The organism is uncultured Vibrio sp., assembly GCF_947488985.1.
GTDB lineage: Bacteria > Pseudomonadota > Gammaproteobacteria > Enterobacterales > Vibrionaceae > Vibrio.
In genome coordinates this window covers 39,426-51,131 of sequence record NZ_CANLBV010000023.1, presented here as the reverse complement: position 1 = coordinate 51,131, position 11,706 = coordinate 39,426, and the positions used below count along the sequence as shown (strand labels likewise).

General features: G+C 42.9%; 9 protein-coding genes and 2 pseudogenes. 7 read left to right on the top strand and 4 right to left on the bottom strand.

Translation table 11 applies throughout. The features are described 5' to 3' along the window. Nucleotides 1-77: 77 nt before the first annotated feature. Nucleotides 78-580: pseudogene (locus tag Q1A70_RS07740) on the bottom strand (IS1 family transposase); the annotation flags it as partial. A gap of 262 nt (nt 581-842) precedes the next feature. Here Q1A70_RS07740 and ylqF point away from each other — a divergent pair. Next, the gene (ylqF, locus tag Q1A70_RS07735) at nt 843-1,787 is read left to right on the top strand and encodes a ribosome biogenesis GTPase YlqF (protein WP_299688670.1); all 945 of its coding nucleotides are present in this window, start codon (nt 843-845) and stop codon (nt 1,785-1,787) included. Nucleotides 1,788-2,044: 257 nt separating this feature from the next. Next, nucleotides 2,045-3,065 (top strand): annotated as a pseudogene (locus tag Q1A70_RS07730) (GGDEF domain-containing protein). 149 nt (nt 3,066-3,214) lie between these two features. On the opposite strand, the gene Q1A70_RS07725 reads toward Q1A70_RS07730, so the two are convergent. Beyond that, complete coding sequence (locus Q1A70_RS07725) at nt 3,215-3,760, bottom strand: GNAT family N-acetyltransferase (RefSeq protein WP_299688667.1); 546 nt, start codon at nt 3,758-3,760, stop codon at nt 3,215-3,217. A 165-nt stretch (nt 3,761-3,925) separates the two neighbouring features. On the opposite strand from Q1A70_RS07725, the gene Q1A70_RS07720 reads away from it, so the two are divergent. Further along, complete coding sequence (locus Q1A70_RS07720; RefSeq protein ID WP_299688664.1) at nt 3,926-5,068, top strand: fatty acid desaturase; 1,143 nt, start codon at nt 3,926-3,928, stop codon at nt 5,066-5,068. Between the two features lie 164 nt (nt 5,069-5,232). Here Q1A70_RS07720 and Q1A70_RS07715 read toward each other — a convergent pair whose 3' ends face one another. Both Q1A70_RS07715 and narQ read right to left on the bottom strand, forming a co-directional pair. Further along, nucleotides 5,233-5,865 carry a response regulator gene (locus Q1A70_RS07715; RefSeq protein ID WP_299688661.1) on the bottom strand — a complete coding sequence of 211 codons (633 nt, stop codon included), beginning with the start codon at nt 5,863-5,865 and terminating at the stop codon, nt 5,233-5,235. Beyond that, entirely contained in the window at nt 5,852-7,582 is a 1,731-nt protein-coding gene (narQ, locus tag Q1A70_RS07710) for a nitrate/nitrite two-component system sensor histidine kinase NarQ (RefSeq protein WP_299688658.1), read from the bottom strand. Before narQ ends, Q1A70_RS07715 begins: the two co-directional genes overlap by 14 nt. A 246-nt stretch (nt 7,583-7,828) precedes the next feature. On the opposite strand from narQ, the gene napF reads away from it, so the two are divergent. The 4 genes from napF (at nt 7,829) to Q1A70_RS07690 (ending at nt 11,700) form a co-directional block, all read left to right on the top strand. After that, the gene (napF, locus tag Q1A70_RS07705; RefSeq protein WP_299688655.1) at nt 7,829-8,308 is read left to right on the top strand and encodes a ferredoxin-type protein NapF; all 480 of its coding nucleotides are present in this window, start codon (nt 7,829-7,831) and stop codon (nt 8,306-8,308) included. A gap of 23 nt (nt 8,309-8,331) precedes the next feature. Further along, on the top strand, nt 8,332-8,637 hold the full coding sequence (locus Q1A70_RS07700; protein ID WP_299688652.1) for a chaperone NapD: 306 nt from the start codon (nt 8,332-8,334) through the stop codon (nt 8,635-8,637). Next, nucleotides 8,634-11,123, top strand: coding sequence for a periplasmic nitrate reductase subunit alpha (napA, locus tag Q1A70_RS07695; RefSeq protein WP_299688650.1), 2,490 nt, complete (start codon nt 8,634-8,636; stop codon nt 11,121-11,123). Before Q1A70_RS07700 ends, napA begins: the two co-directional genes overlap by 4 nt. 121 nt (nt 11,124-11,244) lie before the next feature. Then, nucleotides 11,245-11,700 (top strand): nitrate reductase cytochrome c-type subunit, encoded by a 456-nt coding sequence (locus Q1A70_RS07690; protein ID WP_299688647.1) that lies wholly within the window; start codon nt 11,245-11,247, stop codon nt 11,698-11,700. The last annotated feature ends 6 nt before the right edge of the window (nt 11,701-11,706 follow it).

The following is an 11,706-nucleotide window of genomic DNA, read 5'->3' as shown; positions in this document are numbered from 1 at the left end:
TGAAACTCAGTGCATTGTTTAAGAATTAGGCAACTATGGACCAGGCATGTCTTCTATCTGAATTAAGCAACAAAACCGTAGTCATCTGTACAATAAAAGGGAATGGTAAATTTCGATAGAAGACGTTGTCGTTTATTAAATGCCTCAGTGTCTCTTTTACCAAAAGAGTGGGCAATGATGCGTTTATATCTAGGCTCCCAAGCATACCAAAGCCAACGTTGATTTTTCTTATTACCGACAAACGACCATTGTTCATCGACCTCGCATATCAACTCAATGTTCGCGATATCAAAAGGGATTGTCGTTACTTGCCTAGGTGAGAGTTTTTTAAAGTGCGTAAAACGGTGTTGTAAGCAACTTTCAACACACGGGCAGTATCTCTTACACCAGAGCTATTCATTGCCATATCAAGGATTTTATCTTTAACGCCAGGCTTTCTTGCTCCGTAAGCATAATCGAGCTGAAAAGTACGCTGACTATCGAGGCATCGAAAACGTTGATAGCCCGCAGCCCCTTTACCATGCTTTCGAACGGCATTGCTCTGACTACAAAAGAGACAATTAACCTGAATAGTTGCCATGGTTGATCTCCCCCAAAGCGTAGATTTTAACACAGAAACAACAGATTGGAGTCATGACCAAATTTTTAACCGTTTAGGTAGCCACTCCGTTAGTCAAATTACCCCAAATCAATATAAAATGTTAATATCGTCACATTAATTGCTGATGCGGCATAGGTGACTTAGATTGTACCTTTGGTACCCCAAAATTGAATTTTATCATTTGGTACCCCACCTGATACCCCACCAGTCTAACCATAAAAATAAAAGGTAAAATTTTCATATGGTTGCAAGCAAAATTCAATGGTTTCCGGGTCACATGCATAAAGCCCGCAAAGAAATCGAAGAAGTTATCCCACAGGTTGATGTGATCATCGAAGTACTGGACGCTCGCATTCCGTTCAGTAGTGAAAACCCAATGATCTCTTCACTGCGCGGCGATAAGCCTTGTGTAAAAGTGTTGAACAAACGTGATCTTGCGGATCCTGAGCTCACTCAACGTTGGATTGAGCACTTCGAGAAAGAGCAAGGCGTAAAAGCGATCGCGATTACCACCAGCGTTAAAGAAGAAGTGAATCATGTTATGGAGTTGGTGCGTAAACTGGCACCAAATCGTGAAGAGATCGGTAAGAACATTCGCACCATGATCATGGGCATTCCTAACGTGGGAAAATCGACCATCATCAACTGCTTAGCTGGACGTACGATCGCGGTTACGGGGAACCAACCAGCGGTCACACGTCGTCAGCAACGTATCAACCTACAAAACGGTGTTATCTTGTCTGACACCCCTGGGATCCTATGGCCTAAAGTAGAAAACCCACACAGTGGTTTCCGCCTCGCAGCAACAGGGGCAGTTAAAGATACAGCTATGGAATATGACGAAGTAGCATTTTATACCGTAGAGTATCTAGCAAAACAATACCCTCACCTACTGCAAGAACGTTACCAAATCGAAGAGTTGCCAGAATCTGATATCGAGCTGATGGAAGCGATTGGCCGTAAGCGTGGTGCACTTCGTGCCGGTGGTCATATCGACCTTCACAAGTGTTCTGAAATTTTACTTCATGAACTTCGTAACGGTACGCTAGGCAATATCACTTTAGAGCGACCAGAAATGATCACTAAAGAGCTGATCGAAGTGGAAGAAGCCGCGGCACTGAAAGCCGAACAGCAAGCGAAAAAAAAAGAAGAGCGCAGAAAGCGTTATTTGAAGAATAAACGTTAATTACTGTTAGCCACTCATAGACTAACCAGCCTAAAGATATCCACGCTCTATTTTCGATAGGACGTGGATACAACCCCCTTCTATTTTATTGATCTAGCTAACATACTGACAAGTATGTAGGAAATACCGTTTACAATCACATATACTGTGACATACTACGCAACTTATTGTGTATAATATCGACTGGGTTCGCAATGCGCTCTTATTCTGGGTTCAAAAATCGGAGGTTTAAAACCTATTTCGATAATGAAATTTATCTGCCGTACATCAATTTCATCTATATCCCCATTTCAATATTCTGCGCCTTTATTGTTTCCGACTACGTTCACTTCGGTAAAGATGGCCTAGCACCAATCGCTTACCGATTTTTGCTATTCCTATTGATGTTAGCTGTCGCAAGATATTGCATTAAAAACAGACCCAATATATTTGAATTAGTCGAAAGTGCCTTCCTTGTGATTAGTGCGCTGTTCTTAGCCTACGTTGGTCGACTCGCGATTGAACTCAACAATTTTGATTACCAAAGTGGCATCATTTTGGTGATGATTTACATCGGCACATTTTCAAGATTGTCAGCCAAATACAGCATTGTCACACTTTCCTTTATTTTTGCTACGTATCTCATTGGGCTTGCCCCTTTGCTTTATGCAGCAGAGCCCGAGCATGAAATTGCCACCATTTCTATATACCTCTCTGTATATGTCCTGATCATAGCTGCCTGCATCAAACGCGATCTAGAAGTACACAAACGTTTCTTACAATCAGAGTTGCTGCGCAAACAAGCGATTCAACTGCGAAAGCAATCAAATATGTTTGAAGCGCTTTCCTATCAAGATGCACTGACAGGCTGTTATAACCGCCTGTATTTACATCAGGTTATTGAGCCCAATATCGATCGACAACTTTCGATGACAACCATCATGATCGACGTCGATTACTTTAAGTCAATCAATGACACCTATGGCCATCAAACTGGTGACTTCGTGATTAAAGAGTTGGCTGAGGCGATTCAAGATACGCTGCCAAAACAAAGTACCTGCTTTCGATACGGCGGAGAAGAGTTTTTGATTATCATCCAAAACGAAACTCAAACCGATATCATCACATTAGCAGACAAGCTACTGGCCTGCCAAGCTTAGATTTGATATCACGGTTTCTATAGGTATCAAGCATGTACCAAAAGCATTAAGAGCCGTTGAACAATTGATCAACGATGCCGATCAAGCGCTCTACGTGTCTAAGAGAAAAGGTCGAAATTGCATCTCTTGGTCTGAGTAACCAGAGTAACCAGGCGAGTCATAACAAGAGACTATGGTATAAAAGCCAGTTATCCACGCAAACGAAAAAGCCCCATACTAATTCAAGCATGAGGCTCATTAACCCAGTCACGTTTAACGTTATTCTAAAAATCGACTACCTCAAAGTAGTTAAGAATACACGGCATTTGCGGTCACTTGTTCTAGAAACTGTGGCGATTCCCAAGAGATCACTTTTTCTTTAACTTGGCTTCCACAGGGTGCATTCCATACTTGTTCAAGCTCTTCTTTACCACCAATCGCTTGATAAAAAGCAATCGCTTGATGGTTTTCAGACATCACTTCTAAGTAAAGCCCTGAATCCGAATAGTATTGCTGAAGCCATTTAGACAACTCCGCCAATAAACGCTTTCCTGCACCTCGACCACGATAATTATTATCTATATGTAAAGCATCAATGAACGTGCCTCGTTCAAAGTTATGGTTGCCAAACGCACAGACAAAACCAATCAGCAAACCACCCTCTTCAAGTAGTAAAACATGTTGGCTAAAAGGAGGATTAATCAAACGAGTCTGCCAAATAACCGACCTATCCTCTAAAACATCATGCTCTAGGTAATCATCCGCCAAAATGCCACGATAATACTGCTTCCAGCTATCCGCGTGTAATTGGGCTATTCGCTTATAATCTTTATATTCAGCTACCTTAATTTCCATTTATGAGCCCCTAGTCCTTACATAGATGACTGACCATTACATTCCACACGTCCTTTATACAATATTTATGTAAAACATACTAATACACGTTTACACTTCAATCTTGACTTACACGTGTACGCTGATATTCTAGCGTACAAATGTAAGCTTAATGGAAATTTGCGAATGAATAGTGCCGATAAACCATCAACAAAAAAGCCGCCATTAATCTGGCTTAATATTTTTATTTTCTCTTCTAGTATGCTTCTTGCTGTTGTTGCCGCTCCCGTTTATGGCTACTTTTTCGGCTATGGTATGGAGCACTGGATATGGCTTGCGATCTGCTTTACGTTTTGTAACCTCTCAATCACCACTGGCTATCATCGCTTGTGGTCACATAAAGCATTTGAAGCACATTCTAGCCTAAGATTTCTGTTTGCTTTAGGTGGTGCATTTGCCCTGCAAAACAGCGCACTACACTGGTCTTCTGACCATCGAGTCCATCATAAGCACGTCGACAACAACGACAAAGATCCCTATTCAGCGAACCGTGGTTTCTGGTACTCGCACATTGGCTGGATGATTCGCAACTACAGCACGTCAATGTATGAAAATTACGAAAACTGCCGTGATCTTAAAAAAGACAAAATCGTAATGTGGCAACACAAACACTACGTTGCTCTGGCATTGCTCATGAATTTTGGTGTTCCTATTGGATTGGGTATCCTTTACGGGGACGTGTTCGGGATGCTACTCATTGTGGGGGCAGTCCGCTTAGTACTTAATCATCACACCACATTCTTCATTAATTCGCTCGCTCATATCTGGGGTAGCCAACCTTTTACCGATAAAAATACGGCTCGTGATAATGGCGTATTGGCGGTTCTCACTTTCGGCGAAGGCTACCACAATTTCCACCATATCTTCGAGAACGACTACCGCAACGGCATACACTGGTGGCAATACGATCCAACGAAGTGGTTGATCAAGAGTGCTTCATTAGTGGGGCTGGCGAGTAAACTAAAGAAGACACCGCAAGCGCGTATTGAAAAAGCAGAAGCAACCATGCTACTCAAACGCACGCAACAAAAGATAATGTACCGTGCAGACAAGCAGCAGATCTCCGATAAACTTCAAGAAGAGTTCGACGCACTGGTATTAAATATGAACGAATACTACGCCGTCAAAAAGCAACTACTTGAAAGCAAACGCGAAGACGTGGTGAAGAAGTATGAACACTCTGTGTTGAAAGTTCGTTATCAACAAATAAAAATGAGTTTCGAACAACAAAAGAAAAATTGGGCGATGACAGTGGAGCAATACGCCTAAGCCATCCTTTAGCACAGCTAAAAGGCAGCCCCTAGACACTACTCCTTCTAAAAGCCACCAAACAAAAAGGCGCTGAACTTAATGAGTTCAGCGCCTTTTTTAGACAAAGTTTTAAGTTAACGAAAAACAGCCACTCTTTTCGCTCTACTTCATTTATTTAAACCCTACTTCATTTCTCCGTAGCGCTCTAGATACAAAACGGTAGCAGCGGTACGTGAAGGCACTTGCAGTTTTTTCAGCAAGCTTTTCATATGTACCTTCACGGTCGATTCAGAGATAAACAAATGTTCGGCTATCTGCTTATTACGGTAGCCCTTCGCTACTTCTTGAAGGATCTGCATTTCACGTTCTGTCAGTTGGTCGAAAATATCCGTGCGGCGACCTGCATCATTCAAGTAACTCGCAACCACGCTGCTATAAGCCTTGTCACCGTTATAAGCTTGCTTCAATAATTCAATCAGTTCATCAGGCTCAGTATCTTTCAACAAATAGCCATCGGCACCCGCTTTTACAATTGCTTCAATATCTGCTGGGCTATCCGATACGGTTAATATTACGATGCTAGCACTTGAACCATCTGCACGAAGTGCTTGTAAGGTATCTAAGCCCGACATTCCCTTCATATTGAGATCGAGCAAGATCAAATCAGGTTCTTCTTCATGAGCATGAGCCACTGCTTCAGTGCCATTACTCGCTTCTGCGATCACTTCAAATTCATCTTCAAAGCTCAGTAACTGACTGATACCCCTTCGCATTAATGGATGATCATCAACCAGCATTACTTTACAAATCGTCAACGTTAACTTCCTTCAAACTTTTGTACTTCAGTATGACTGTACAGCCTTGACCTCGGGCCGCTTCAATCGTTAAGTCGCCATTCAGTCTAGCTGCTCGTTCCTGCATGATCGTCATCCCATAGTGGTTTATTTTGGAACAACTCGGGTCAAAGCCATCGCCATTATCTTTTATCATGACGGAGACTTCCCCCTCTTGATCGACACAGCATACATCGATCAAGTCAGCATTGGCGTGTTTTATCGAATTTATTGTTGCTTCACGAATTAACTGAAGCAGGTGAACTTGGCTATGGGCATCAAGCTCTATAGAAGAAAGATCGTTAGTTAGAATAACCTTCGCATCGGTTCTTTCGCTAAGCTGCTCTAGCATGGTGCTTAAGGCATCTCCAAAGTTGCTCTCTTTTATGGTCAGTCTGAATGTGGTCAATAGCTCTCTAAGCTGAGTATAGGCATCGGCTAGTCCATTACCTAATTCTAGCGCTATCTGTTCAGATTGTTCTCGATGTTTCTGCTCAGGCAATTTACTGATAACACGCTTCAACAGAGTAACTTGGATTTTCAAGTAAGAAAGTGATTGAGCCAAAGAATCGTGCAATTCACGTGCTATCGTCGCGCGTTCTTCCATAATGATAAGCTGTTCAGCTTTCTTTTGTGCTCGATTGTAATAAATCGCTCGAGACAGCAATTGAATAAAGCTCTCTATCAATGCTTTTGTTGAATCCCCATGGTGATATGAACAATGCAAGTAGCCGAGGATAAGTTCGTTATCATCAAGCTTCATTTCAAACTTTTCATAGTCTCGCTGCGCATCATAGGCTTCATCAATGATCAACGCTTTACCTGAATTATCGACGATCTCTAACCTTAAAGACTCAACCCCTTCTAAGCTCACCAATTGCTGTAAAATAGCGCGGAAATTTTCCGGGGCAATACGAGTCACAGTCAGCTCTTGTGAAGAGTTATAGAGCGCTTGTAACGACTGATTGGCGTTTTGCAATTCTAGGGTTTTTTCATCAACGATTTGTTCTAGGTTTCGATAAAGCACACCCAGGTCTTTCGCCATCGAGTTAAATGTTTGGGTTAAAATGCCCAATTCATTGCTGTTGGTCACCTTTAGCTCAACGTTAAAATCACTGGTCTTGATCCGATGGCTGGCATCGACTAACGCATGCAGAGGCTTTACCACTTGTTTACGTACAAAATGAACAACGAATAGCGAAATGACCAGTATTCCACCGAGACCAATGCCACCCGCCCACGCTAATTTTATGAGTTTGTTTTCAGAGAATTCTTGCAATTTGAATACAAAACTATCGATCTTTGCAACGAAGTGCTCAACTAACACAAGATAATGTTGTCGATCTTCACTGTTTAAAAGCTGCTTTAACTCATGCCAACGACCAATAATTAAATAGTAATCTTCTGTAATATCGGTCGGAACCTCCCAGCTGACCAGTGAAGCCATTGATGATGAGTACAGTGACCGTTCAAACTCTTTGATATGAGTATCGTAATCAGCAGATTCAATTTGAATATCGTGAGCTAATCGGTAGCTCTGCATTCGCAGTGAGCCTGCGACGTTCACTGCCTCAGCATCATTTAAGCTAGAGGCCAATGTAAAGATGGCAAAACCAGTAGTAGCTACCGACAGCAGCAGTATGGATAGCAGTGATTTTGCTATTGTGCTGGTTACTGATGAAACAGGTTTAATAAGCAATATCCTAAAGAGTGGTCGTGGCTAGCAATAACTTATTGTCACACATCCAAAAATAGAGCTCCATTCAATATGTGATCAAGCGCTTCATAATTTATTGATCTAAAACAACATAGGATCTCATTTAACCCTTAAGGGGTATTTATGCAAATATTTCTAAAACTACACTATATATGTGGATAAATTACAAAATATGAATGACACTATGAACTATCATTACAATACTTTAGCAAGAAAAGTAGGCATTTAGTGGTAGACATATCGAAACGGCGCTTATTTTCCAGAAGAAAAGTCGATTTAAGTCAAATTCGACTTCCTTGGATTGACCGCTTAGAAAGCTTCACCGATGATTGTACACGTTGTGGGAAGTGCATCGAAAGCTGTGAAACAAACATCATCATCACAGGCGACGGCGGGTTTCCTACCGTCGATTTTTCAAAAGACGAATGTACCTTTTGTCACCAGTGTGCGGATGTGTGCCCTGAACCCATTTTTAAACCCAAGGACGAGCTACCTTGGCAAGCTAAAGCAACGATATCAGAGAGTTGCTTAGCCAAAAAGAATGTTGAATGTCGAAGCTGTGGCGACATGTGTGAACCTATGGCGATTCAATTTCAACTGAGAGCAGGCAGTGTTGCTCTACCAAATATAGAATTAGATAAATGTAGTGGTTGTGGAGCTTGCGTAGCAGTTTGCCCTACTTCGGCTATCCTTGTCAGTAATGCATAAAACAAAAATAACGAGAGCAATCTATGGCGCTAAATGAAGTGCACATATCAAGTTTAGTCGTGCATGTGAGCCCAGAACATCTAGACGAAATCAAAGCACAAATCGAAAAGTTCGATAATGCAGAGGTTTACGGCAGTAGTCCTGAGGGCAAAATCATCGTGGTTCTAGAAACTGAAAACCAAGGTTTTGTAACGGATACCATCGAAGAAATTAATAATATTACGAACGTTTTAGGGACAGCTTTGGTTTATCACCAAGTCGAAACTGGACTAGATGAAACGGATTTAGAAACTGGAAGCAACAATTCTCAACTTGAGGGTGAAGTATGAAAATGACAAGACGTGCGTTTGTGAAGGCAAACGCAGCTGCATCAGCGGCAGCCGTTGCAGGTGTATCTCTACCCGCAACAGCAACCAACCTGATTGCAAGCTCAGATCAAACAAAAATCACGTGGGATAAAGCGCCTTGTCGTTTTTGTGGTACAGGGTGTTCGGTACTAGTCGGTACTCAAAATGGCAAAGTGGTCGCAACTCAAGGCGACCCAGAAGCACCTGTAAACAAAGGCCTTAACTGTATTAAAGGTTACTTCCTTTCTAAGATTATGTACGGTAAAGACCGTCTTGAAACCCCATTACTGCGTATGAAAGACGGCGAGTTTCATAAAGATGGTGATTTTGCTCCTGTTTCTTGGGACAAAGCTTTCGACGTAATGGCTGAGAAATGGAAAGCTTCTCTTAAAAAGAACGGTCCAACAGGCGTTGGTATGTTCGGTTCAGGTCAGTGGACCGTAATGGAAGGCTACGCAGCCGTTAAAATGATGAAAGCGGGCTTCCGTTCAAATAACATCGATCCAAACGCTCGTCACTGTATGGCTTCTGCTGTGGTAGGCTTCATGCGCAGTTTCGGTATCGATGAACCAATGGGTTGTTACGATGACTTTGAACACGCAGACGCGTTTGTACTGTGGGGTTCGAACATGGCAGAAATGCACCCGGTACTATGGACTCGCATTACCGACCGCCGTCTAAGCCATCCGCATGTGCATGTCAACGTACTGTCTACGTACTACCACCGTTCTTTTGAGCTTGCTGACACAGGTTACATTTTCAAACCTCAATCTGACCTTGCGATCGCAAACTTCATTGCTAACTACATTATCCAAAACGATGCGGTTAACTGGGATTTCGTGAATAAGCACACACACTTCAAGCAAGCAGCCACAGATATCGGTTACGGTCTTCGGGATGATGATCCGCTTCAAAAAGCCGCTGCGAACCCTAATTCAGACAAAATGTCTGATATTAGCTTCGAAGAATACAAAGCCTCGGTTGCAGAATACTCGGTTGAGAAAGCATCGGAAATGTCAGGCGTCTCTCAAGAAGACCTGATCAAACTGGCGAAGCAATACGCAGATCCAAACATCAAAGTAATGTCACTTTGGACTATGGGTATGAACCAACATACTCGTGGTGTATGGATGAACAGCCTGGTGTATAACATCCACCTTTTAACAGGTAAAATTTCAACACCGGGTAACAGCCCATTTTCACTAACAGGTCAGCCATCAGCGTGTGGTACAGCGCGTGAAGTCGGTACGTTCGCTCACCGTTTACCAGCCGATATGGTGGTTGCTAACCCTAAACACCGTAAGATTGCAGAAGATATCTGGAAACTTCCAGAAGGCACTATTCCACCGGTACCCGGCGCTCACGCCGTTCTTCAAGACCGTATGTTGAAAGACGGTAAAATCAATGCTTACTGGGTAATGTGTAACAACAACATGCAAGCGGGTCCAAACATCAACACTGAACGTTTACCTGGTTACCGTAACCCAGACAACTTCATTGTATGCTCTGACCCATACCCAACGGCGACAGCTCAAGCTGCTGACCTTATCCTTCCTACCGCAATGTGGATCGAAAAAGAAGGGGCTTATGGTAACGCTGAGCGTCGTACACAAGCATGGTATCAACAAGTTCACACCGTAGGCGAAGCAAAATCTGACCTATGGCAAATTATGGAGTTCTCTAAACGCTTCACTGTTGAAGAGGTTTGGGGCGAAGAACTGCTTGCTAAAGCACCTGAGCATCGTGGTAAAACGATGTACGACGTACTGTACAAAAACGGTAACGTTGATGCTTTTCCACTGTCTGAAGCTCAAGAGCTTAACGATGATGCACAAGCACAAGGTTTCTACGTTCAAAAAGGCCTGTTTGAAGAGTACGCAGCCTTTGGTCGTGGCCACGCGCACGATTTAGCACCATACGACACCTACCACAAAGTACGCGGTCTGCGTTGGCCAGTTGTTGATGGTAAAGAAACGCTATGGCGCTTTAAAGAAGGCTCAGATCCTTACGCTAAGAAAGGCTCTGGCTGGGATTTCTATGGTAAGCCCGATGGTAAAGCATTTATCATTAATGCTCCGTACGAAGCACCACCAGAAGTACCAAATGAAGAATACGACCTTTGGTTATGTACTGGCCGTGTTCTTGAGCACTGGCACACAGGTACTATGACTCGTCGTGTCCCTGAGCTCTACAAAGCCGTGCCAGATGCACTTTGTTATATTCACCCTGACGACGCTAAAGCCCGTGGTCTGCGTCGTGGTGATGAAGTTCTTATCGAAAACAAACGTGGTGAAGTTCGCGTACGAGTTGAAACTCGTGGCCGTAATCGTCCACCACAAGGCTTGGTATACGTACCATTCTTTGATGTACGAATCCTGATCAACAAGTTGATCTTGGATGCAACGGATCCTCTGTCTAAACAGACAGACTTCAAGAAGTGTCCAGTTAAGATCACTAAGGTCTCTTAAAAGCAAACGCTTTTAAAACCTAGAACCCAGATCTAACGTATTTATTATTGTGGCTACTTTTTTAGTCCTTTTGAAAAAGTAGCTCACTCGAAGAATTAGCCTTTAGGCGGAGAAATTAACCATGAAAAAACTGATTACTGCCCTACTCTCAGCTGGTCTATTACTAGCTAGTGCAGCTCAGGCAGAGCTAGAGAATCCAGGCGGCATTGGCGGCGTAGAATCTCTACGTGGTGCAAGCGAACTAGAAGCAACTCGTGCAGCTGACGAATTTAAAGAGTTCCCTCGTGACCAAGAACTTGAGAGTGACTATGTATACCAACCACCTCTAGTACCTCATAACATTCGTAGCTATGAAGTCTCTCTTAACGCGAACAAGTGTCTTTCTTGCCACAGCTGGAAAAACGCAAAAGAAATGGGTGCAACTAAAATCAGCGTAACACACTACATGAACCGTGAAGATGCGGTACTTGCTGATGTTTCACCACGTCGTTATTTCTGTCTGCAGTGTCACGTACCTCAAGTTAATGCTAAGCCATTGGTTGAAAACGAGTTTAAACCTGTAGAATCACTGCGTTAATCGTAG

Bases quoted from the DNA above. Each gene is read 5' to 3' on its own strand.
- Q1A70_RS07720 (WP_299688664.1), top strand. From the start codon at position 3,926: ATGAATAGTGCCGATAAACCATCAACAAAAAAGCCGCCATTAATCTGG.
- napA (WP_299688650.1), top strand. From the start codon at position 8,634: ATGAAAATGACAAGACGTGCGTTTGTGAAGGCAAACGCAGCTGCATCA.
- ylqF (WP_299688670.1), top strand. From the start codon at position 843: ATGGTTGCAAGCAAAATTCAATGGTTTCCGGGTCACATGCATAAAGCC.
- Q1A70_RS07725 (WP_299688667.1), bottom strand. From the start codon at position 3,760: ATGGAAATTAAGGTAGCTGAATATAAAGATTATAAGCGAATAGCCCAA.
- Q1A70_RS07700 (WP_299688652.1), top strand. From the start codon at position 8,332: ATGGCGCTAAATGAAGTGCACATATCAAGTTTAGTCGTGCATGTGAGC.
- Q1A70_RS07690 (WP_299688647.1), top strand. From the start codon at position 11,245: ATGAAAAAACTGATTACTGCCCTACTCTCAGCTGGTCTATTACTAGCT.